The 22,299-nt window shown below is 71.3% G+C and carries 17 protein-coding genes, 1 tRNA gene and 2 pseudogenes; 12 read left to right on the top strand and 8 right to left on the bottom strand.

Features of this window, described 5'->3' with window-relative positions; genetic code table 11:
* Positions 1-189 precede the first annotated feature (189 nt).
* Entirely contained in the window at positions 190-1,164 is a 975-nt protein-coding gene (locus tag ACFY93_RS07205) for a zinc-binding alcohol dehydrogenase (protein ID WP_391354352.1), read from the bottom strand.
* Positions 1,165-1,290: 126 nt separating this feature from the next.
* On the opposite strand from ACFY93_RS07205, the gene ACFY93_RS07210 reads away from it, so the two are divergent.
* On the top strand, positions 1,291-2,076 hold the full coding sequence (locus tag ACFY93_RS07210; RefSeq protein WP_391354353.1) for a CDP-alcohol phosphatidyltransferase family protein: 786 nt from the start codon (positions 1,291-1,293) through the stop codon (positions 2,074-2,076).
* Between the two features lie 89 nt (positions 2,077-2,165).
* Here ACFY93_RS07210 and pyrF read toward each other — a convergent pair whose 3' ends face one another.
* The 3 genes from pyrF to ACFY93_RS07225 all read right to left on the bottom strand — a co-directional run bounded on the left by pyrF (position 2,166) and on the right by ACFY93_RS07225 (position 5,966).
* Positions 2,166-2,861, bottom strand: a complete 696-nt coding sequence (gene pyrF / locus ACFY93_RS07215; RefSeq protein WP_391354355.1) for an orotidine-5'-phosphate decarboxylase — start codon at positions 2,859-2,861, stop codon at positions 2,166-2,168.
* 181 nt (positions 2,862-3,042) lie between these two features.
* Positions 3,043-4,131 (bottom strand): hypothetical protein, encoded by a 1,089-nt coding sequence (locus tag ACFY93_RS07220; protein WP_391354357.1) that lies wholly within the window; start codon positions 4,129-4,131, stop codon positions 3,043-3,045.
* Positions 4,132-4,400: 269 nt separating this feature from the next.
* Entirely contained in the window at positions 4,401-5,966 is a 1,566-nt protein-coding gene (locus ACFY93_RS07225; RefSeq protein ID WP_391354359.1) for a DHA2 family efflux MFS transporter permease subunit, read from the bottom strand.
* Positions 5,967-6,245: 279 nt separating this feature from the next.
* On the opposite strand from ACFY93_RS07225, the gene ACFY93_RS07230 reads away from it, so the two are divergent.
* Positions 6,246-6,316 (top strand) — tRNA-Cys (locus ACFY93_RS07230).
* 74 nt (positions 6,317-6,390) lie between these two features.
* On the opposite strand, the gene ACFY93_RS07235 is transcribed toward ACFY93_RS07230, so the two are convergent.
* Entirely contained in the window at positions 6,391-7,344 is a 954-nt protein-coding gene (locus tag ACFY93_RS07235; protein ID WP_391354361.1) for a LysR family transcriptional regulator, read from the bottom strand.
* Positions 7,341-8,255 carry a LysR family transcriptional regulator gene (locus ACFY93_RS07240; protein ID WP_391354363.1) on the bottom strand — a complete coding sequence of 305 codons (915 nt, stop codon included), beginning with the start codon at positions 8,253-8,255 and terminating at the stop codon, positions 7,341-7,343. The genes ACFY93_RS07235 and ACFY93_RS07240 overlap by 4 nt, the downstream gene beginning before the upstream one ends.
* 267 nt (positions 8,256-8,522) lie before the next feature.
* Between ACFY93_RS07240 and ACFY93_RS07245 the strand changes: the two genes are divergently transcribed.
* The 7 genes from ACFY93_RS07245 (at position 8,523) to ACFY93_RS07275 (ending at position 15,683) form a co-directional block, all read left to right on the top strand.
* The gene (locus ACFY93_RS07245) at positions 8,523-9,338 is read left to right on the top strand and encodes a tRNA-dependent cyclodipeptide synthase (protein WP_391354365.1); all 816 of its coding nucleotides are present in this window, start codon (positions 8,523-8,525) and stop codon (positions 9,336-9,338) included.
* A gap of 199 nt (positions 9,339-9,537) precedes the next feature.
* The gene (locus ACFY93_RS07250; RefSeq protein WP_391354367.1) at positions 9,538-10,818 is read left to right on the top strand and encodes a cytosine permease; all 1,281 of its coding nucleotides are present in this window, start codon (positions 9,538-9,540) and stop codon (positions 10,816-10,818) included.
* Between the two features lie 31 nt (positions 10,819-10,849).
* On the top strand, positions 10,850-11,191 hold the full coding sequence (locus ACFY93_RS07255; RefSeq protein ID WP_391354369.1) for a rhodanese-like domain-containing protein: 342 nt from the start codon (positions 10,850-10,852) through the stop codon (positions 11,189-11,191).
* Positions 11,192-11,287: 96 nt separating this feature from the next.
* Positions 11,288-11,731, top strand: a complete 444-nt coding sequence (locus ACFY93_RS07260; RefSeq protein ID WP_391354371.1) for a thioredoxin domain-containing protein — start codon at positions 11,288-11,290, stop codon at positions 11,729-11,731.
* 221 nt (positions 11,732-11,952) lie between these two features.
* Positions 11,953-13,296: a S8 family serine peptidase gene (locus ACFY93_RS07265; protein ID WP_391354373.1), complete on the top strand. Its 1,344-nt coding sequence runs from the start codon at positions 11,953-11,955 to the stop codon at positions 13,294-13,296.
* A gap of 230 nt (positions 13,297-13,526) precedes the next feature.
* Complete coding sequence (gene trxB / locus ACFY93_RS07270) at positions 13,527-14,474, top strand: thioredoxin-disulfide reductase (protein ID WP_391354374.1); 948 nt, start codon at positions 13,527-13,529, stop codon at positions 14,472-14,474.
* 123 nt (positions 14,475-14,597) lie between these two features.
* Positions 14,598-15,683, top strand: coding sequence for a MerR family transcriptional regulator (locus tag ACFY93_RS07275; RefSeq protein WP_391354376.1), 1,086 nt, complete (start codon positions 14,598-14,600; stop codon positions 15,681-15,683).
* A gap of 59 nt (positions 15,684-15,742) precedes the next feature.
* Here the strand turns inward: ACFY93_RS07275 and ACFY93_RS07280 are convergent.
* Both ACFY93_RS07280 and ACFY93_RS07285 read right to left on the bottom strand, forming a co-directional pair.
* A pseudogene (locus ACFY93_RS07280) lies at positions 15,743-15,832 on the bottom strand (deoxyxylulose-5-phosphate synthase); the annotation flags it as partial.
* Between the two features lie 21 nt (positions 15,833-15,853).
* Positions 15,854-16,885, bottom strand: coding sequence for a transposase (locus ACFY93_RS07285; protein ID WP_391354790.1), 1,032 nt, complete (start codon positions 16,883-16,885; stop codon positions 15,854-15,856).
* 143 nt (positions 16,886-17,028) lie between these two features.
* Between ACFY93_RS07285 and ACFY93_RS07290 the strand changes: the two genes are divergently transcribed.
* The 3 genes and pseudogenes from ACFY93_RS07290 to ACFY93_RS07300 all read left to right on the top strand — a co-directional run bounded on the left by ACFY93_RS07290 (position 17,029) and on the right by ACFY93_RS07300 (position 22,298).
* Entirely contained in the window at positions 17,029-18,477 is a 1,449-nt protein-coding gene (locus ACFY93_RS07290) for a hypothetical protein (protein WP_391354378.1), read from the top strand.
* A gap of 418 nt (positions 18,478-18,895) precedes the next feature.
* Positions 18,896-19,138 (top strand): annotated as a pseudogene (locus tag ACFY93_RS07295) (hypothetical protein); the annotation flags it as partial.
* A 100-nt stretch (positions 19,139-19,238) separates the two neighbouring features.
* Positions 19,239-22,298 carry a WD40 repeat domain-containing protein gene (locus ACFY93_RS07300; RefSeq protein ID WP_391354793.1) on the top strand — a complete coding sequence of 1,020 codons (3,060 nt, stop codon included), beginning with the start codon at positions 19,239-19,241 and terminating at the stop codon, positions 22,296-22,298.
* Position 22,299: the final 1 nt, after the last annotated feature.

Raw genomic sequence — 22,299 nt, forward strand, 5'->3', positions numbered from 1 at the left:
CCGTGTAGTACGGCCGGCCCGTACTCCGTGTTCAGCCGCCCGCCGCACCAATTTTCGGAGGTCAGGCGGGTCGGGCGGGTCGGGCGGGACAGCCGTGACGGTGGGCGCCGCACGCGGCGGGCACGGGGGTGGTGTGCTCGCCCCGTGCCTGTCCGTCCGTCGGTCCCCTCACCCCTCACCCGCGCGCCCTCACCCGTACACCACCCGATGGCACAGCCCGGTGATCATGCCGGACGCCAACTCCCCCATTACCCGCGGCAGTTCCTCGAAGGCGCACTCGCCGGTGACCAGCGCGTCGAGGGCGGGATCGGCGAGCAGTCCGAGGGCGAGGGCGAGCCGGTCGGCGTAGGTGCGGCTGCCGCGCCGGGCCGGGGAGACGGTGCCGACCTGGCTGCTGCGGACGACGAGCCGCCGCGAGTGGAAGGCCTCGCCCAGCGGCAGACTCACCCGCCGGTCGCCGTACCAGCTGAGTTCGAGGACGGTCCCCTCGGCGGTGAGCAGCTCCAGGGCGCGCGCGAGACCGGCTTCGGTGGCGCTGGCGTGCACGACGAGGTCGCAGTCGCCGAGAGCGTCCTCGGGGAGCGCGAAACCGACGCCGAGGGCGCGGGCGATCCCGGCGCGTGAGGCGTCGGCGTCGACGAGCTGGACGCGGACGCCCGGGTAGCGGGCGATGAGGGCGGCGACCGAGCTGCCGACCATGCCGCCGCCGATGACGGCGATCCGGTCGCCGATCAGCGGGGCGGCGTCCCAGAGGGCGTTGACGGCGGTCTCGACGGTCCCGGCGAGGACGGCCCGTCCGGCGGGCACGGAGTCGGGTACGACGGTCACGGCGCTCACCGGGACGACGTACCGCGTCTGGTGCGGGTGGAGGCAGAACACGGTCCGCCCCAGCAACGCGGCCGGCCCCTCCTCCACCACGCCGACGCTCAGGTACCCGTACTTCACGGGCCCGGGGAAGTCGCCCTCCTGGAACGGTGCCCGCATCGCGGCGTACTGGCTCTGCGGCACGCCGCCGCGGAAGACGAGGGTCTCGGTGCCCCGGCTGACGCCGGAGAAGAGCGCGCGTACGAGCACCTCGCCGTCGGCGGGCTCGGGCAGGACGACGTCGCGTATCTCGCCGTGGCCGGGTGAGCCGGTCCAGAAGGCGCGTGCGGTGCGGTCCATGACTTCCTCCTGCTGAACGTTCGGGGTGCTGTTCACGTACGGAGTCGTGCAGGCCGCGCCGAACGGTACGCGGCGTTGATCGACCCGACTCTGTCATAGGCACGGATCAGGCACGGAAGGTGCGCGGTGGCCCTGAACAACACGTACGACGCAAGGCTCGTGCAGCAGGAGACGGCCCTGGGAGCCGGTGTGCAACTGCTGCTCCTGGCCCTCCTCGGCACGGCGATCGGCATGGGACCGGCGGGCTGGCTCACCGGCCTGGCCTTCGCTCTCGCCACCTGGGCGGTCCTCAACCGCGCCCTGCGCCGCTCGCGCCCGCGCTCCTTCGGCCCGGCGAACCGGGTGACCCTCGGCCGCGCCACCCTCGTCGGCGGCGTCACCGCGCTGGTGGCCGACTCCTTCCGGAGTTCACCGCCGGTGACGCTGCTGGTCGGCCTGACGGCGGTCGCCCTGATCCTGGACGGCGTCGACGGCAAGGTGGCCCGCCGCACCGGCACCTGCTCGGCCCTCGGCGCCCGCTTCGACATGGAGGTCGACGCCTTCCTCATCCTCGTCCTCAGCGTGTACGTGGCGGCGTCCCAGGGCGTGTGGGTGCTGGCGATCGGCGCGATGCGCTACGTCTTCGTGGCGGCGGCCCGGTTCCTCCCCTGGCTCAACGCCCCGCTCCCCCCGAGCACGGCCCGCAAGACGGTGGCGGCCCTCCAGGGCATCGTCCTCCTGGTCGCGGGCGCCGGCATCCTCCCCCACCCGGTGACCACGGCACTCGTGGCGCTGGCCCTGGCCACCCTGACGTGGTCGTTCGGCCGGGACATCGCCTGGCTGCACACGACCAGGAACCGGCCCGCCCCGAGGCTCGCGGTGACCGACACGGCGCCTGCGCGGCGGCCCGTTGAGGAACGTCAGACGGTGTGACCGGCCCGCGACCCGGCCCGGGGGCTCGGGCTGTGGTCCGGCGGCTCGGGCTGTGGTCCGGCGGCTCGGCTGAGGTCCGGGGGCGTCCCCTAGCTCGTGAGGCTGTCCCGGACGTGGCGGAACGCGGCGGCCGGGTCCGCGGCACGGGTGACCGCCCGGCCGACGACGACGTGCGAGGCCCCGTCGGCGATCGCCGCACGCGGCGTGCCCGGGCGGGCGTGCTCGGCCGGGGACTCGCCGGGCAGCGCGACCCCCGGAGTGACGATCAGGGCATCGGGCCCCAGTGCGGAGCGCAGGGCCGCGACCTCCTGGGGCGAGGCGATCACGCCATGACAGCCGGACTTCCGCGCCAGCCGTGCCAGCCGGAGCACCTGCCGGTCCATCCGGTCACCGACACCGACGTCGGCGAGGTCCGCGTCCGTCATGCTGGTGACCACGGTCAGTGCGAGCACGCGCAGCCCGGGGAAGTCGCGGGCGGCCTCGACCGCGGCGGACATGATGGTGCCGCCGCCCATGCCGTGCACGGTGACCATGGACACCCCGAGCGCCCCCGCCGCACGCACCGCGCCCGCGACCGAATTCGGGATCTCGAAGAGCTTGAGGTCCAGGAAGACCTCCTTGCCCCGGGAGACGAGGCCCTTCACGACGTCCGGTCCGGCGGCGGTGAGCAGTTCGAGCCCCACTTTGTAGAAGCGGCACTCGTCGCCCAGTCGCTCTGCGACGGCGAAGGCGGTCTCGCGCTTGTCGCAGTCCAGGGCGACGATGATCCGGCTCGTGGGTTCCACGGCCTCATTGTGCCGTCTCCGGCCCCGTCTCCGTCACCGCGCACTGCCGCCGGGCCGACCGCCGTTCACCGTCCACCGTCCACCGCTTACCGTTCGGGCACCGTTCGCGGGCGCCGCGTATCGGGGCGCGGCCCCGGGACGCGGCCCGAGTGCGGCGGAAGGCGGGTCCGGGGCGGTGCCGTCAGCAGGAGTGGTCGCCGTCGAAGCCGGGTTCGTCGGTGCCGGTGGCGAGGACGGCCTGCTTGACCTTGCCGGTGTAGGGGCCGACCGCGCCGTCGTCGGTGGCGCCGTCGGAGTAGTAGACGGCGTGCGCGGCCGGTTCGGGGTCCTTCTCCAGGCCGGTCGTCACCTTCTCCATCGTCGCCGAGTTGAAGTCGTTGCTCAGGCAGGCGCCTTCCAGCGGGGACCAGTCGGGGTTCACGCCGTCACTCCGGCCGATCGTCGTGGCGTCGGCCGGGAGGAGGGAGAGGACGACCTCATCGGCACGGTCCGCGGGAACCGGGGCCGCGAACACCACGTCGACGCTGATGAGATGCTTCTTCAGGCTCTTCGCCGGCGGGATGTCGGCGCAGACGACGACGCCCTTCGCGATGCGGTAGGCGAGCGGCTCGCCCATCGGCTGCCCCGTCTGCCGGGCGCACGCCTCGGACCACGTGACCCGCTGATAGCGGGCGTCCCACCAGGCAACCGTGGAGCCGAGTCCCCGGCCTCCCTTGGCGTCCTCCTCCGGCCCGTCGAGGGTCTGCTTCGGAAGCGGTGCCTCCTTCAGCGGCTTCACGTGCGGGCAGAAGTCGCCGCGCAGGAAGTCGGCCATCGCGGCGGCCTGTTCCTCGCTCGCGCCACCTCCCACGTCGGAGTTCTGGACGCCGTCCCAGGAACGGTGCCCGGAGGCCACGTTGCGGCAGGTGCCGATCTGCGTGGTGGCGAACAGGCGGCGCTGGTCGAGGGTGGTCGCGGTGTCGGCGTCCATGCCGTAGCCGTTGGCGTCACCGACCTCGCCGAGGTCGTTCACCAGGCCGTCCCCGATCCCGGCGGCCTTCAGGAACTCCAGGGTCGAGGCGTCGTCGTCCTCCTCGACCGCGTCGGCGGCAGCGTCGTCCGACGCCCCGGCGGACTCGCCGGTGGCCGCGTCGGCGGTCTCGGCCGAGGACGTGGCCTCGGCGGCCGAGGTGCGCGGGCCGTCGTCGTCGCTTCCGCAGCCGGTGAGGGTCACCAGGGCGGAGGCGACGAGGGCGGCGGTGAGGGCATGACGCATCCGGGACAGTGACACGGTGATCTTCACTCCGTCGAGCTGGGGCGGGCGACGATGTCGGCGTGATCACGGTCGCTCCATGGGACGCGGCCCATGGGCCGTGCCTGCGCCGGGCGGTGATGCCGTCGGCGGAGGCCAACTCTATGCGAGGGTGTTTCTCCACGGAAGTGCCCTTATGACGGGCGATGTTCGGCACCGCCCGGCGCGGCGGTCGTGCGCTCACGTGCGAGTGCGGCTGTCCGGGAGCGAGGCGATCACACCGTGGCGACCGTCTGCCACGACTGCGACTACGACGGCCTGACCGTCGCCCGGTTCTCACCCTGGGCCGGCGCCGCGGCGGTCGGGACCTGGCGGAGGCCGAGGGCGATGACGGCCAGGGCGGACAGGGCTGCTCCGAGAAGCAGCCACATGGCGGCGCGGCTGCCGGCGGCGAACACGGCGTCGAAGAGGTCGCCGGACTGATCCGCCGTGAGGTGGGTGTGCCGCTGGAGGAGGGCCGGGCCGTCCTGCGGGTTCTCCACCACCTGTGCCGTCCAGGAACCGGGTGCGAGGCCGTGTCCGGCGAGCCGGTCGGTGAGCGCGTCCATCGCCGCCCGCCGGTAGACCTCCATGCCGACGGCCAGGCCCAGCGCTCCTCCGAGGTTGTGGCAGGTCCACGAGGCGCCGACAGCCGTGCCGGCCAGGTGATCGGGCACCGCGGACAGGGCGGCGACCGTCGCGGGACCGAGTACGAGGGCCCAGCCGACCCCCATCGCCACGAGCGCCGCCACCAGGACGGAAAGGTCCGTGGTCGGGCTCAGGCGGGACTGGGCCAGTGCCGACAGGGCGAAGGCGAGGAAGCCGAGGCACAGCAGGCGCCGCGGTCCGAAGCGGTCGACGAGCCGCCCGACCAGAGGGGACAGGACCGCGACGGCGGCCGTGCAGGGGAGCAGCATCAGGCCGGTGGTGTGCCCGTCGAAACCGCGCACCGTGTGCAGGTACAGCGGCATCAGGAACAGCACGACACAGTAGAAGAAGGCCAGCGCGAAGTCCGCCGTGACGGCGCTCAGGAAGTTCCGCCCGGTGAACATCTGGAAGCGGATGAGCGGGTCGCGCGCCCGGAGTTCCACCCGGCCGAACACGACGAGGGCGGCACAGCCGTACAGGAGGAGAGCGACGATCCCGGGCGAGGTCCAGCCCCGGGTGTGTCCCAGCGTCAGCCCCAGGACGAGGGCGGGCACGGACGTGAACAGCAGTGCCAGTCCGGGCCAGTCCATACCGCCGGTCATCTTCTCGCCGTAGGACTCGGGCACCGTGCGCAGGCACAGGGCCAGCGCCGCCACGACCAGGGGGACGTTCAGCCAGAAGACCCAGGGCCAGGCGGCCGAGCTGACGAGGAGTCCGCCCAGTACGGGGCCCACCGCGAGGCCGAATCCATTGACCCCGTACAGGCATCCGACGGCCTTTCCCCGCTCGTGCGGGGGGAAGATCGCGGTGACCAGGGCCCCGGTCGCGGTGTAGAGGACGGCGCAGGCCGCCCCCTGAAGGAAGCGGAAGACCATCAGCCACTGCGGGGTGGCGGCGAAACCCGCGCACAGGGAGGCCAGTCCGAAGACGACGGCTCCCGCGAAGAGCACCTTGCGCCGCCCGTGGCTGTCCGCGAGCCGGCCCGCCGTCACCATGCCGGTGGACAGGGCGACGATGAAGATGTTCACGATGAGCTGGAGTTCGGTCACCGTCGCGCCGAGCTCGTCCTGGATGACGGGGGCCGCCGTGCTCACGATGGTCAGGTCGATGCAGCCCAGGAAACTCAGCGTTCCCAGACCCGCGAAAGCCCACCACTTCCGTACTGTTCCGGATTCGTGCTCGGCCACGCCGTCCCCGATTTCATCGCGTATTTCGATTTCCGGGACAGTCAAGCCATTCGACGCATGCTTGTCGACGGGTATGTCGAGAAGGTATGACCCCTTGCGGAAAAGGCATAGGGAAAGCGCGATCCCGTCGATCTCACGGCCAACAGCGGGTAATCGGGTGCGCGTTCGCCTATTCCCGGGACGGTCGGCAGGTGCTACGTTTTCGCTGTCGGCACGAAAGTGCGCACCGGAAGTAGATTTCCGGTCGTATCGCCGATGCCGGAGGTTTCCTCCGTGTGCGGTGGAGTGGCCGAGAGGCGAGGCGACGGCCCGCAGAGCCGTTCACACAGGTTCGAATCCTGTCTCCACCTCCGTCCCGGCGCCCGCCGCTCCCCGGCGGCGGGCGCCGGTGGCCCGCAAGGCCTTCGGAGCGGGGCAGTCCGGCTCAGGGCTTCCATGCGCTGCGGTACATCGTCCGGACCGCCTCCGCCAGCCGGGGCGCCCAGGCGGCGGCACGGCTGTCCGGCTGCCAGACCAGCAGCAACCGGTAGCAGGTGGCGGCGTCGGACAGCGGGGTGTAGATCACGCCGGCGGCCGGCGCGGGGTAGGGGTAGGCCGGCAGCACGCCGTGGACGGCGCAGGTCAGCGCCGCCGCCTCGGCCTCGTCGGACGCCCAGCGCAGCCCGATTCGCACATCGGACCGGCGCACGGCGGCCGTGAAGTGCCGGCGCAGTTCGCCGTGCCGGCGGCCTCCGACCAGCAGGCACGTCTCGCCGTCGAGTTCGGACAGCGCGACCGACCGCCGGCCGGCCAGCCGGTGTCCGGCCGCGGTGCCCATCAGGAGGTTCTCCTCGGCGAGCACGGCGGAGCCGAGGCGCTCCGGCAGGGGCCCGTCCAGGGTCGGGGCGTGCCGGACGACGGCCAGATCGAGACGGTGCGTGCGGAAGAGGCCCGGCAGAGCCGTCTCCACGTCGTCGGTCCGCACGTCACCGGCCTGCTCGCGGTACGCGTCCAGGAGGACGCGCAGCTCGACGGCCACCGACGGCAGCAGGGCGCGGACGTGGGTGGTGACCAGCGGGAGGACGGGAGTGGGGACCGCGCCGATGCGCAGCCGTTCCGCCGACGGGTCACCACGGCCTTCGCGACCACCGGCGGCGAGGAGGTGGTCGATCCTCGGGAGCAGGTCGTCGGCGCACCGCAGGAGCAGGCGGCCGGCGGCGGTGAGGTGCGCGCCGTGGTGGTCGCGGCGGAGCACGACGAGCCCGGTGGCCCGTTCGAGGTGCTGGATGCGGCGCGTGACGCCGGCCTGGTTGACGCCGAGTGCGCGCGCGGCGCCCGCCAGGCTGCCGTTCTCCGCCACGGCGCGCAGCATCCGTAGATCTTGGACCTCTATGTTCATGACAATTCAACAAGCGGAGCCTGCTCGCTCCACGCGGCGGAGAGCAGTGTCACCAGCTTCGGCATGAGCGAGGCGGTCCAGCCGCGGTACGCCACCAGGTGGATCACCCGCATGTCCAGGTCTGCCACGAAGCGATGCACCACGCCGGGCTCCACGGGACGGTGCGCCTGGGCCAGCGCCAGGCAGCCCTGGTACCGGATCACCTGGCCGCGCGGCCCCGACACCCCGATGTCGTGGGTGATGCGCGGGGCGAACCCGTAGGAGGCGCAGATCCGGCGGAGTTCCTCGTCGCAGGCGTCGGGGCCGGTGCAGGAGATCCAGTCCTCGCCCGCCAGATCCGCCATGGTGAGCCGCTCCACGACGGCCAGCCGGTGGTCGGCCGCCATCGCGACCAGGACCGGGGACTCGGCCCAGGGAATGTAGTTGATCGTACTGTCGCCGGAGGGGAGCGGGCCGTTCGTGGAGGCGTGGTCCCGCAGGGCGATGTCGACCTCCCCCGCCCGCACCAGATCCATCAGCTCACGGGTGGAGTTGGGGGCCACGATCTGCATGCGCTCGTCGGCCGCCAGCCGCCGCAGCGAGCTCAGGAGGGGCTCGATGAGCACGCTGTGCGCCCAGCCGATCCGCAGCGTCCGGTGCCGCAGTGTGCGGTAGTCGCGCAGCTGCTCGCCGAAGTCGTCGAACGAGTGGAGGATGGTCTCCGCGTGGTCCAGTACGGCACTGCCGAGCGAGGTCGGGCGGGTGCCGTACTGGTCGCGTTCGAAGAGCGTCCCGCCGAACAGGTCCTCCAGTCTCCGTATCTGACGGCTCAGGGCGGGCTGGGGCAGGCCGAGGATCGTCGCGGCCTTGTTCAGGCTTCCGGTATCGGCGATGACGCACAGCTGACGTAAGTGGCGGAGTTGCAGTTCCATAAGCACGAGTTAAGCGGCTGCCCGAGTCGTTAACCAGGCCTTAAGTGCAATGCGGCCGCCTTTCCGGCACCTGATCTCCCGAACGGTTACCGTCCGTTTACCGGAGCGTACTCTGCGCTGACCGGACGAGGGTATGCGCGAGCGGTATAGCCGTTCGGCAGTATTCACCCCCGCAGGGGGCCGCCACCATTCCACTCATCGCTCGACGGGCTCGCGGCCCGGCTGTGCGAGTGGGGGGCTGTCCGATCCACTGCCTGAGGGTGAAACATGTTTGAGTTTGAACCACTTACCGAACGATGCGGCGGCCTATTACCCACGGCCTGTCACGTGTGCATCGGAGTAAGCCCCTTCAACAGCTACTTCAGCACACCGCGACTGCGGCGGATGGCCGACTGGGCCCTGACGCGTTTCGGGAACGTGCACTTCTTCGTGCCCGACGCGCTGGCCGCGTGCACCCTCGAAGCGCTGGGGTACGAGCCGGACCACGCCCGCCGCAAGGCCCGGCGGCAGGGACAGTACGTCCACAACAAGATCGCCACCGCGCTGTCCGCCCTGGGCGTGGAGAACCCCAGGCGCCTGATCCTCGGGATGGACCGGCTGTACGCCACGCCCCGCTACGTCACGCTGCTGGACGACGCGTACCGCTGCTTCAGGGAGGACGAGGAGTTCCGCGCCGCGTGCCTGGACGCCACGCACTGGGTGCTGGAGCAGAAGCTGGCACCGGGGACCACCGCGAGCCAGGAGCAACTCCGCGGCGCCGTCCGCTACTTCCTCGGCGAACTGCCGCTCTTCGCCGACGCCGGCGGGATCGCGGCGAGCATCGCGGGCGTGCCGGGCGTACCGGGTGTCCCCAGCACCCCGGGTGTCCCGGACGTCGGCGGCCACAGTCCGTCGTTCTTCGTCTACCACCAGCGGGTCGGCTTCCTGGAGCGCTTCTTCGCACGCGAGTTGGCCTGGCGGCCGGTGGAGGGCCAGGGCTTCCTGGTGGTCCGCGATCCGGTGCGGCCCCCCGCCGGCGTTCCCGGAGCGGAGCACCCGGCCGAGACCGCCCGTGCGCTGGAGGTGGCCCATGGCATCGCCTGAGGCCGGCCGAAGAAGAAACGGGAACGAGGGGCCCGCCAGTGGTCCCGGGCCCGCGTCCGCCCACGGTGCGTCCGCGGGCGCGGCGAACCCCGGGTCCCTGACACCAGAGGGGGGTGCCAGGGACCCGGAACCCGAAGGGGGCAGAAAGGCGGTCAGGTCCGCCAGGAAGGAGGCCCTGGACGACTACTCGTTGGCCCCCGTGCCCGACGAGGCCCGCCACTCCTGGTTCTCCGTGGCGGTGCAGCGCTTCGGACAGGTCTCGTCCTTCCAGCAGTTCATGGTGGGCGCCGTACTCGGTTACGGGATGACGTTCACCGACGCGTTGATCGCCATCACCGTCGGTTCGGTGCTGCTGGAGATCATCACGATCCTGATGGGCATCGCCGGAGTACGAGAAGGCGTGTCCACGTCGGTCCTGGCACGCTGGTCGGGCTTCGGCCGCAAGGGCTCGGCCGCCGTCGGGATGCTGCTGGCGGTCAGCCTCGCCGGCTGGTTCGGCGTCCAGAACGGCGTGTTCGCCCAGGGCATGCACGATCTCGCCGGATGGGCGCCCGAGTGGGCTTGGGCGGTGGTGGGCGGAGCGATGGTCACCGCCATCTCCGCCCACGGATTCACGATCATGGCGTGGACGGCGTACCTGACCGTACCGGCGTTCCTGTTCCTGGCCGGCTGGTCGGTCGCGGACGTCCTGGCCGGCCGGTCGGCCGGCGACCTCCTGACCGGAGCTCCGCCGGGACCGGTGATGTCGCTCGCCGAGGGCACGACGCTGGTGGCCGGCGCGTTCATCCTCGGCGCCCTGATGACCCCGGACATGACGCGCTTCAACCGCCGTCCCTCCGACGTCGTCAAGCAGACGCTGCTGGGCGTGACGCTGGGCGAGTACCTGATCGGACTCACCGCGGTGATGCTCGGGCACGCCGCCCGCACCGCCGACATCGTCGGCATCATCACCGACTCGTCCGGCCTGCTGGGCACGGTGGTTCTGGCGACGGCGATCCTGAAGATCAACGACTGGAACCTGTACTCGTCCGCGCTCGCGACGGTCAACAGCATCGACGTGCTCTTCGGACGCCGCGTCGGCCGGCGGCCCGTGACCCTGGTCATCGGCGTGGCAGGCACCGTCATATCCGCCATGGGTGTCATGGACGACTTCACCGGCTTCCTGGAGACCATCGGGGTGCTCGCCCCTCCGGTGGCCGGGATCATCATCGCCGAGTACTACGTGGTCCGGCGGTACCGCGCCGATCTGGACCGGGCCCGCGCCACGGGCGGACTGCCCGAACCGATCGCCGACTGGCTGCCCCTCTCCCTGATCTGCTGGGCCGTCGGCGCGCTGATCGGCGAGTACCTGGACGCCGGCATCCCCGCCATCAACGCCGTCGTGACCGCCTTCGCCCTCTACGCGGTGACCGGCCTGACGCTCCGGGCCCGGCGCGGCCTCCCCGCCCAGGAAACCCCTCTGACCGACCGAACGGCATGACGAGAACCCGGAGGACCACATGCTGCCCCTGGTGACACGGGACGAACTGAAGGCGGAGATGGACGCCGGAGTGGTCGTCGTGGTCGACACGATGCCGGTGACCTACTACGAACGTGAGCATCTGCCCGGCGCGGTGAACATCCCGGGCTTCCCCTACGAGGACGCGGCGCGGTTCACCGACGAACTCGCGCCCACCGTACTGCCGGACCGCACCGCTCCCATAGTCGTGTACTGCGCGAACGTGCCGTGCCGCAACAGCGAACTCGTCGGCGCGCGGCTGGTGTCGCTCGGATACACGGACGTACGCAAGTACCGCGAGGGGATCGAGGACTGGGTGGCCCACGGGCTGCTCACCCAGACCGCCACGGGCTGAACGACACCCGGCACTCCTCCCCTCCCTGGCGTGCGTGCCTCCACCCCGTAACACCCGCTCAATCCATCCCAGCAACCCCCACGAAGGGAAAGAATCATGTACCGCAGACTCGCAGTCGCGACCGCGGCTGTCGCCCTGCTGCTCGGCGGCGCCGTCGCCCCGGCCGTCGCCGACTCCCCGGCGCCGGTGGCCAGGACGTCCGCCACCGCCGAGATCCCCAACGTCGTCGACGTGACCTCGGACAACTACGCCCAGGTCATGGAGTGGTCGCAGACCAAGCCCGTGGTGCTGGACTTCACCGCCGACTGGTGTTACTGGTGCCAGAAGGAGAAGCCGTACCTCCAGCAGTACAACACCGCGGACAACGGCGCCTGGGTGTGGGCGAGGGTCGACGTCGACGAGAACCCGGCCCTGAGCCGTCAGTACCGGGTGCGCGGCATCCCGGCCCTGCTCAACATCCAGAACGGCACGGAGGCCGGCAGCCGCCTGGTGGGCTTCGACGGCCCGACGTCCCTGCGCAACTGGCTGAACAGGCTGTAACACGTGGTGCCGCCGGCGAGTCCACGTCGGCGGCATCCCGCCCGGGGACGGCTCCACCCCACTTGGTGCCGCTCCCCGGGCCCTTCCCGCCCGTACCGGCATCCCCCCACCACTGGTCCGAGGCACGTCCCGACGGCGCCGTCACCCCCGCGACGGCTCCGCGACCTTCACATACGCAGCACAGGTCACATAGGCAGCACAGGCGAAAGGCTCATCCCCACATGAACAAGTCCCAGTTGAGGGCCGCCGCGGCGGCGGTGGTAGCGGCCGGCGTGGCCCTTCCCGTCCTGATCGCGGGCCCGGCCTCGTCGGCCGCCCGCCCGTCCGGGTCCTCCGGCTCCTCGTCCTCCTCCGCCACCACCGTCTACGTCGTCGAGGTCAACGGCACGGAGGCGACCGAGGAGGCGGTCACCCAGCGGGCCCACGAGCTGATAGCCGCCTACGGCGGCGAGTTGCGCAGGGTGTACTACGCCGCCTCACAGGCGTTCTCCGTCTCGCTCACCGACGCGCAGCTGGAGGGCTACTACTCGGACACCTCCGTCGACTCGATCACCAGCGACCGCGTCTACCGGGTGGCCGGGCGCATCACCGGAAAGCACCGGTCCGGCGAGGTCGTCGCCGGACGGCGGGCGGCCGCCGAGGAGGCGGGTCTCTCCGGCGTCCAGCTGTCGCCGCCCTCGTGGGGGCTGGACCGCATCGACCAGCGTGACCTGCCGCTGGACGACGTCTACACCTTCCCCCGCAGCGGTGCCGGTGTGGACGCCTACATCGTCGACACCGGAGTACGGGTCGGGCACCTGGAGTTCCGGGGCGGCCGGGCACACGGCGCCTACGACGCCATCAAGCAGGGCCCCGGCGGTGACAGCGACTGCAACGGCCACGGAACCGCCTCCGCGGCCACCGCCGCCGGACGGTTCACCGGTGTGGCCAAGGGCGCCACCGTCCAGTCGGTGCGGGCCTTCGGCTGCGACGGCACCGGCACGCTGGAGCACATCATGTCCGCCGTCGACTGGATCACCGCCCACGCCGACGGCCCGTCCGTCGTCAACCTGGGCTTCTCGGGCGAACCGGGTTCGGTGCTCGACCTCCAGCTGTACCAGATGACCAACAAGGGCATCGCGTACACGGCCGCGGCGGGCAACGGCGACGCGTCGCGCAACGGCGTGGAGTCCTGCGAGACGACGCCCGCCCGCCAGACCACCGCCATCACCGTCGCCGCCACCGGCCGCGACGACAAGCGCCCCGCCTGGTCCAACTACGGTTACTGCGTCCACCTGTTCGCCCCGGGCACGGACATCGTCACCGCGGGCGCGCGCGGCGAGCTCGCCTACGTCAGGCTGAGCGGCACCTCGGCGGCCACGGCCGAAGTCACCGGCGCTGCGGCCATGTACCTGGCCGCCCACCCCGACACGACGCCGGTGGAACTGGACGACGCGCTGATCGCCACGTCGACCAAGGACCACGTCGGCGACGCGGGCCCCGACTCCCGGAACCGGCTGCTGTACACGGGCGCCTCCGACACCACAGGCAGCACGGGCACCACGGGCGGCGAGGACCGCAGGTGAACGACGACGACCCCCAGGCGAATCCATCGGCCCCCTCGGATCCTTCGGGACCCTCGAAACAACCGGAACTGCCGGACCCGCAGAAGCCCCCGGAGCAACCGCGTCCGGAACAGCCGCGACCGGAGCCGGCGGCCCCGCTGAAGCCACCGAACCCACCGAACCCGCCGCATCCCCCGAACTCGCCGTCGCCGTCTCCGTCGCCGTCTCCGAACGACAACGACGTACGCGAGGTGGTCGTCATCGGCTCCGGCCCCGCCGGCTACACCGCCGCCCTCTACACCGCGCGGGCCGACCTGCGCCCGGTCGTCCTGCGCGGCAGCACCTTCGTCGGCGGCGCGCTGGCCACCACCACCGAGGTGGAGAACTACCCGGGCTTCCCCCAGGGCACCCAGGGCCCCGCCCTGATGGACGCCATGGCCGCGCAGGCCGAGCGGTTCGGGGCGGAGCTGATCGACGAGGAGGTCGTCTCCGTCGACCTGGCCGGGGAGGTGAAGACGATCACCGACGGAGCTGGGCGCGTGTACCGCGCACGCACCGTCGTCGTCGCGACGGGGGCGGCCCACCGCACGCTCGGGCTGGCGCGGGAGGACCTGCTCTCCGGGCGTGGCGTGTCCTGGTGCGCCACGTGCGACGGCTTCTTCTTCCGCGACCACGACGTCGCCGTGGTCGGCGGCGGCGACACCGCCCTGGAGGAGGCCACCTTCCTGAGCCGGTACGCCCGTTCGGTCACGGTGATCCACCGGCGGAAGGTCCTGCGGGCGTCCAAGGTGATGCAGCGGCGGGCGTTCGCCGACCCGAAGGTGACCTTCGCCTTCGACCGGAAGGTGGTGGCGCTGCACGGCGACACCGGGGGGCTGACCGGCCTCACCCTCCGGGACACGGTCACGGGGGAGCCGGAGGAACGGGCCGTGACGGGGCTGTTCATCGCGATCGGCCACCGCCCCCGCACCGAGCTGTTCGCGGGCCGCCTCGCTCTCGACGAGGCCGGATACGTCGTGGTGGACGCGCCGTCGAGCCGCACCAGCGTGCCCGGCGTCTTCGCGGCGGGCGACGTCGTCGACCACGTCTACCGCCAGGCCGTGACGGCGGCGGGCTCGGGCTGCGTAGCCGCGCTGGACGCCGAACGCTACCTGGCAAGCGTCAACGACCAACGCCTGACGGAGCCCGCCGGCGTCTGAGGGACCCATCGAGCACACCGGCCAAGCCCGAACAGGCCCCTCACCCCCCATCCACACGAAAGCCGCACCCGGGTTGACCCTCGACCTTGTCGAGGGTCCAGGGTTCGAGGCGTGGAGAGCGAGATGCGCAGCATTGGGGAGATGGCCGGGGACAGCGGACTGAGCGTGAGCGCGCTCCGGTTCTACGACCGCGCCGGTGTGCTCGTCCCCGCCTGGGTCGATCCGGTGAGTGGCTACCGCTGGTACGCCCCCGAGCAGTGCGAAGAGGCTCGGCTGCTGGCCCGGTTGCGCCGGGCCGGCATGCCGTTGGCGGACATCCGGCTGGTGCTGGCCGGCTGGTCCGGCACGGACACCGGCCTGGTGCGGGGACTCCTGCGTGCGCACCTGCGCCGTCTCGAACAGGGGATGTCCGATGCCCGCGGGGAGTTCTCCACGCTCGAAGCCCTACTCGATCACAGGGAGAATCCCATGACGTCACTTCGCGCCGCCGCCGTCCGGCTGTCCGTCTCCGCACCGGAGCTGACCGCTGCCCTGGACGCGGTCCGCTACGCGGCCAGTACCGACCCGGAACTGCCGATGCTGGGCGGTGTCCTGTTCGACGTCGAGGGCGAGACCCTCCACGTGGTGGCCACCGACCGGTACCGGCTGGCTGTGGCCCAGGCAGGCACTGACGGGTACGACGGCCCGCGTGCCCAGGTCGTCGTACCCCTGCCGCTCGCGGACGCGATGCGGGCGCTGCTGACCGGCGAGGAGACCGCCCGGCTCACCGTGGACGGCGACCGCGTGACACTGGAGGCGGGCCACCGCCAGGCGGCCGGACAGTGCCTCGACCACGGCTTCCCCGACTACCGCCGCCTCGTCGACCTGCCCGCCGGGCGTCGCGCCCTCGTCGACACTGCGGCCTTCCGGAAGACGCTGGAGTCCGGCCCCGTGCGCGCGAGCGAGGCACGTGAGCAGGACGGCGTGCCCTACGACCTCAGCGTGCTCACCGTGTCGGACGACGGCACGGTAGCCCTCCGCGAGGACGGTGACGACGAGCGGGACGCCACCGCCTTCAACCGCGAGTTCCTGCTGCACGCGCTCACCGCGGGCGCCCGGGACGAACTCCTCCTGGAATTCGGCGGCGACCCCACGGCCCCCCTCGCGATCCGCCGCCCCGACGACGAGCACACGTTCTCGCTGCTGATGCCGGTCTGCCTGGAGAACTGACCACAGGGCACGCGGCCCGGTCGATCACGCGACGCCTGAAGCGTCCCTGTCGCCCGCCGTCACGGCACTTCGTGGCGTACGAGGGCGCGCGCGAAGGGCTCACCCGTGCGGCGGGCGTACGTCATCCGCTCGCGGACCTCGCGCAGTGAAGTTCCCCCAAGGCCGGGTAGTTAGCGTTTTCGCAGGTCACGCAAGGGTGCCGTTTCCTGTGTGATTGCCGCGTAGCGTCCCGTGCGGACCCTCTTGATCATTCCTTTCTCGGTCAAGCGCGCGAGTTGTCGGTAGGTGGCAACGAGGGTGACGTCGCCGAGGAGTTCGGCGATCTCCCGTGAGCGCCAGAGCCGTTCGGGTTCTGCCTGCAGGATGGTCAGGACGCGTGTCATGCGGTTGCTGGTCTGGCCGGGGCCGACGTACTGGGGGACCGTGGTCGTGGGCAGCGTGGGCTCCGGCACCGGCGGCGGCAGGAGAGTGATCCTCGTCAAGGTCACGGTCTTGCTGCTGTCAGGGCGGCCGTCCAGTTTCCGTTCCGCGTAACGGGAGGTGGGCGACTTCACCTTGCGGGTGCTGACGCGGGCCCGCCGTGCGGGCGACAGCGCCCACAGGACGCGCCGGCCGATCTCTCCGATGCCCTCCTCAAAAACTCCTTCCGCGCATACCAGCAGGTCGCGGGCAGCTTGGAGAGCAATGGTGAAGCCGCAGCGGTCGGGATCGGTGCCCGGCTGGGACTCCGCCGCCTGGACCATGGTGCGGCGCAGGAGCTGGTAGAGGGTGAGCAGGGCCCACACCTCCTGCTCGACGCCGACCGGGTCGTGCGAGCGCAGGACGCGTCCGTGCAGGATGGTGTGACGCAAGGCGTAGTAGGCGCTCTCGTGCTCCCAGCGCTCGTGATACAGGTGCACGAGGCGGTCGGCGGGGTAGCGGCGGGCGTCCACGAGCGTGGTCACCAGGCGGTAGGAGCCCCCGAAGGTGGCACCATCGGTGCAGGAGATGCTCACCTGGGCCTCGATGATGCGCACTGGGACGCCGCCGATGACCGAGAGGCAGGAGGAGTCGGCAAGCGGCTTGAGGACCGGTGGGCGGCGGCGCTGGCGGATGCGGCCCAGGACCCGTGCGCCGGTAGCGTGCACGGCGGCGAGGAAGTCGTTCCTGTCGAAGCCCCGGTCCCACAACACCAGCATCTCGGGGACCAGATGGTGCAACAGCCTGACAAGCTGTCTTGGATTACTGCCTGTACCAACGAGCTCCGTTGCGTCGAGTAGAGACCCGTCACCACTCTTTGGTGACCTGCGAAAACGCTAACTACCCGGCCTTGGGGGAACTTCAACGGCGCCGATATGGTCAGCCTGTGACGTACATAGTGACCCTCACCTCGCTTCAATTGGCCGAGAACGAAGGCGACTGGCTCATCACGGAGCGGTTCACAAAAGGGCTGCCCACAGGGCTCGACGTGTCCGACACCGGCACCCGGTTAGCTTTGCTGGTGTGCGACAACAGGACGCATGCCTCCCACAACAGCCGTAGGGAGTTCTCCGAACACGGCCGCTTCATCACCTGGATCGGATCGGTACAGCGCTTCAACACCGTGGGGCCGGTCGACAGCAGCATCACCATCGAACCCATGCGCAGATGTCCGGAGCCGGTTGCTTTGGACGGCCCCGGCGGAATCCTTGCCTCCCTTTCCTCGACGCACCGAGCACACGTGGAGCAGGCCCTCACCGGAAGCGCGGGACACATCGGCATGAGGGCCTGGCAGGCGCTCCAAGAAGCGCTCCTTCGGAACCACCCCGAGTTGGCGCCGTACATCGAGTGGCTGCTCGCCAATCTGAACCCGGTCATCTTCGACGTAGACGACGCAGCGGACCGGGCATGGCAGGAGCAGCGGGATGCCGCCCAGTCCCTGACTCGGGTGACCGACTTCCCTCACTCCGCGTTGTCTGCCTGGAGACGCCCCGACTCACGGGATGCGCCGTACCTCGCGGGCCTTGTCCCGGACCCGGTGGAGAACAGCCTGATCGACCACGATGTGCGCGCCGGCCTGGGCAGCGGGGCCCCTCTTTTCTTCGATGACTGGCGAGGACTCGATGGCGTGCGATGTGACATCCACGTGCTGGAGGACACCGCCGGGCGCCGCCTCGAGGTCGTCAACGTCAATGCCACTCCGGTCGAGAGCCGACTGGGCACGGACATGATCTACTACCATCACCCCACCCACAGCTTCGTCCTCGTCCAGTACAAACGCCTGGGCTCCCGGGACAAGGAGTACCGGGTGAACAAGCAACTCCTGGACCAGATGGACCGTTTGGAAGGGGTTGCAGAACTCAGCTCGAAGCCTGTGCATCCCCACGAGTGGCGCCTCTCACAGGACGCGTGCTTCCTGAAGTTCGCACACTGGCGGGACGGAGCAGTCCCTACCTCCGAGTTGGCGCGCGGCATGTACATCCCCCTCTCCTACGCTCGCGTCCTTCTGGAAGACGACTGCACGCGCGGGAGGAGGGGTGGGCGCCTCTTCAGCTACGAAAGGGTGGGCCGCTATCTCGTAGCCTCAGAGTTCGCGGAGTTGGTGAAGCTCGGCTTGGTCGGGACCGTGGGAACGAGCGTCGAACAGTTGCGAGACTTCAGTCTGGAGCGCACCCGCGAGGGATACAGCGTCGTACTGGGGGTCGAGACGAGCGAGGAGACGCCTCGTGACCGGTCCGTACGCGTCCGTCAGCGCACCGCGAAGAAGAGACCGAAGGTGATCTCCTACTCCCCACAGACCCCACAGCAGCAGTCGCCCGACACTCCGGGCTTCTGAACTGCGGAGGGGCCGTAGCGTCCGCCCGCGCCCCGCTCCGCCCGGGTGTCCCTGACGGAGGGGGCATGGCTGATAACCGCAGGTGTTCTTGATACCGCCCCTGCATCCGCAGATGATGCTCACGCTTCCTCGTGCACCGACCGATACGCAGGCAGGGCACCTCCCCGGTGCACGAAGGAGCACTGACTGCTGAACGGAACGGGGGCGTGACAGTGCCGCGCAGGTATCGAGCCGGTCGGCAGGGGGCCGGTGTCGTATGAGGCAGCGCCTGCAAGTCGTGTTGCAGATTCTTCTGGCCCTGGTCGCCTGCCTTCTCGGCATCGTCACCAACTACGCCACCAGCAAGGACGACGCGCCCTGGGCGCTGGAGATGATCCAGCAGTGGTCCGTTCCGGCCATCGGGCTGCTGGTCGTCGCCATGGTGGTCGGGCAGGTCGTCGTGTACCGGCTGGAGAACCCGGCGCCCGCGCCGTCGGAGTGGCCGCGTGACCGGATTCCGTACCCGGGGCTGGACGCGTTCGGCGAGGACGAGGCGGCCGTCTACTTCGGCCGGGAGGCGCAGGCCGCCGAGCTGACGCGCCGCCTGCACGCCTCCGCGACCCGCCCCGCCGACCGGTTCCTGATGCTGACGGGCGCGTCCGGCAGCGGTAAGTCGTCGCTCGTCCGGGCCGGGGTCATGCCCCGGCTGCGCCGACGCCGGTGGACGATCGTGCCGACGTTCGCACCGGGGGCCGAACCCCCTGCACGCGCTGGCCGCGTCCCTGGCCGCGGCCGATGGTGGCAGGGAGACACCCGACGCGGTGCTGCGGCGACTGCGGCAGGGGCCGGAGAGCCTGACGGCCGAGTTGTCGCGGCTGAGGACCGGGCAGTTCCAGCGGGTGCTGCTCGTCATCGACCAGTTCGAGGAGCTGGTCACCCTCGCGGGTGAGCGAGAACAGGCCCAGTTACTGGAAGCGCTGCACGCGTGTCTGCGGCAGGAGTCCTCCGTCCGGGTCCTGGCCACGTGCCGGGTGGACCTGCTGGGGCGGCTGCTAGGGACCAGGCACGCGCCGTTCCTTCAGCACCCGGTCGCGATCGGCACGTTGAGCCGGGCGCAGCTCGCCCAGGTGGTGGAGCGACCGGGCGCGCTGGTGGGCATCTCGTTCGAACCCGGCCTCGTCGAGACCATCGTGGACGACACCGGTACGGATGACGCGCTGCCCCTGCTCGCCTATCTCCTCCAGGAGCTGTACTTCGCCTGCGGTCCGGGCGGCACGGTCACCGAGGAGACGTACCGGCAGCTCGGAGGCGTGGCGGGGGCGCTGGCCCGGCAGGCCGACAACACGGTGGCCGCCCTCGGTACTCCGGGCGGCATCGACTTTGCGCTGCGGGTGCTGCTGAAGTTCGTCACCGTCGAGGAACGGGACCTCGCCCGCCGTCCGGTGCGGTTGTCCGAACTGACCGACCAGGAACGGTATGTGGTGGACGCCTTCATCGAGGCGCGCCTTATCCGGTCCTACGCCGCTGAGGGATCCGCGGGGAACGCGGACGGCCACCGGAACGCGTGCGCGGAGGTGACGCACGAGGCGCTGTTCCGGCAGTGGGCGCCCCTGCGCCAGGAGGCGGAAGCGCGGGCGGAGCGGCTGCGGGAGCGGGCCGAGCTGGAGCGGTGGGCCACCGACTGGGAACGGTCCGGGCGCAGCGCTGACTACCTCCTCACCGGTGAGCGCCTCACCGTCGCCCAGCGGTGGCTGGCCGCGTTGGAGGAGGCCGGGCAGGCGTCGGCTCCCGCCCGTGCACTCGTCGACGCCTCGCAGCGCCGGGACCTGGTCTTCCTCGGCCGTGTCTCCGACAGCATCGGCCGGCAGGTGCTCGCGAGCGCGGAATCCGAGCCGGAGCGGGCGCTTCTGCTCTCCCTGGCCGCGCTCGGCGAGTGCGCGCCGACTCCGGCCGCGCGGCGGGGACTGATGACGGCGCTGGCCGCGAGTCATCTGCGGACCCGGTTGGACGGTCACACGGACACGGTCCGGGACGTCGCCTGGTCCGCCAGCGGGCGGCTGCTGGCGACCGCGTCCAGGGACGGGTCAGCCCGCGTGTACGACGCGGAGTCGGGGTGTTCGCTGCGGGTGCTGCCGTGTGACGGCGTCATGGTCGAGTCGGTGTCCTTCTCCCCCGACGCGACACGGCTGGCCACCGCCGGGCGCGACCAGGTCGTACGCGTCTGGGACGCGGTGTCCGGTGAACCGGTCCGGCAGCTCGCCGGTGCCGGGGACATCGGCCGACGGGTGGCGTGGTCGCCGGACGGGACGCGGATCGCCGCCACGTTCAAGGACCAGGTGGTCCGCGTGTGGGAGGCCGACAGCGGCCGGCTCGTGCACGAACTGCGCGGACACACCGGCGACGTCTGGGGCGTGGCCTGGGCGCCGGACAGCTCGCGTCTGGCCACCGCCTCGCACGACCGGACGGTGATCGTCTGGGACGCGGTGACAGGAGCGGCCACGACGACCCTGACCGGGCACACCGAGTTCGTCGAGGGCGTCGCCTGGTCGCCGGACGGAGAGTCGCTGGCCACCGGGTCCGGCGATCACACCGCCCGGATCTGGGACGCCCGCACGGGCGCCCTGCGGCTGCTGCTGCGCGGTCACGCGGACTACGTATGGAACCCGGCCTTCTCACCGGACGGCCGGCTGCTCGCCTCCCCGTCGTCCGACCGGACGGTGCGCATCGTCAGCACCGAGGACGCGAAGGAAGTCGCGGTACTGCGCGGTCACTCCGACACGGTGTGGGCCGTCGCATGGTCGCCGTCGGGCACCCAGCTGGCCACCGCGTCGACGGACGGTACCGGCCGGGTGTGGGACCTCCGGCCGCGGGGAGCCGAGTCCGTCCTGGTCCAGGGGCACGACGGGCCGGTGAACCAGGCGGTGTGGTCCGGCGACGGAACTCGGCTCGCCACCGCCTCGGACGACGGGACGGCGCGGACCTGGAGCGCGGACTCCGGCGCGTCCGCCGGGCCGGTGACGGCGCTGGGCGAGCGGGTGTGGGGTGTGGCGTGGGCGCCGCACGGCGACCGTCTCGCCCTCAGCACCGCGGACGGGCTGGTGCGTGTGGTGGACAGCTCCGGCGGCACGGTGTTCGACCTGCGCGGGGAGGCCGTCGAGGGCTGCTCGTGGTCCCCGGACGCCCGGCGGATCGCGACCGGCGGCCACGACGGCACCGTACGCCTCGTGTCCGCCGTCGACGGCACCGAACTGCGTAAACTGACCGGGCACCAGGATTGGGTGGGACGCGTGGCGTGGTCGCCGAGTGGACGGAGGCTGGCCAGTTGCTCCGACGACCGCACCTGCCGCCTGTGGGACACCGCCGACGGCACCCAGCTGACCGTGCTGCGCGGACACGGTAACTATGTGGAGGACGCGGCCTGGTCCCCGGACGAGGCGCGGGTGGCCACGGCCTCCGGTGACTGGACGGCCGCCGTGTGGGACACGGCGACCGGTCGGCGCATCGACGTACTGAAGGGGCATGAGGGACGGGTCCGGGCCGTCGCCTGGTCGCCGGACGGTCGCCGCGTCGCGACCGGTTCGGACGACCGGACGGTGCGGCTCTGGTCCGCCACCACATTCGAGGAACTCGCCGTCGTCGGCGTCCACCGGGACAAGGTGAGGTCGGTGGCGTGGTCCGGGGACGGTACGCGGCTGCTCACCGCGTCCGCCGACGGCACCACGCGGGTGTGGCCGACGGACCCCGACTACGACCAGTTGGAGGCGCGGGCGCGCGGGCGGGTGTTCCGCACACTGGACGCGGAGGAACGGCGACAGCACCTGCTGCCGCCGGACCCCTCCTAAA

The organism is Streptomyces sp. NPDC008313 (assembly GCF_042956125.1).
Classification (GTDB): Bacteria; Actinomycetota; Actinomycetes; order Streptomycetales; family Streptomycetaceae; genus Streptomyces.

What these genes read in the sequence shown, in the direction of transcription:
- ACFY93_RS07205 (WP_391354352.1), bottom strand. Translation starts at nt 1,164, where the DNA reads ATGGACCGCACCGCACGCGCCTTCTGGACCGGCTCACCCGGCCACGGC.
- ACFY93_RS07235 (WP_391354361.1), bottom strand. Translation starts at nt 7,344, where the DNA reads ATGAACATAGAGGTCCAAGATCTACGGATGCTGCGCGCCGTGGCGGAG.
- ACFY93_RS07240 (WP_391354363.1), bottom strand. Translation starts at nt 8,255, where the DNA reads ATGGAACTGCAACTCCGCCACTTACGTCAGCTGTGCGTCATCGCCGAT.
- ACFY93_RS07245 (WP_391354365.1), top strand. Translation starts at nt 8,523, where the DNA reads ATGTTTGAGTTTGAACCACTTACCGAACGATGCGGCGGCCTATTACCC.
- ACFY93_RS07260 (WP_391354371.1), top strand. Translation starts at nt 11,288, where the DNA reads ATGTACCGCAGACTCGCAGTCGCGACCGCGGCTGTCGCCCTGCTGCTC.
- ACFY93_RS07265 (WP_391354373.1), top strand. Translation starts at nt 11,953, where the DNA reads ATGAACAAGTCCCAGTTGAGGGCCGCCGCGGCGGCGGTGGTAGCGGCC.
- ACFY93_RS07275 (WP_391354376.1), top strand. Translation starts at nt 14,598, where the DNA reads ATGCGCAGCATTGGGGAGATGGCCGGGGACAGCGGACTGAGCGTGAGC.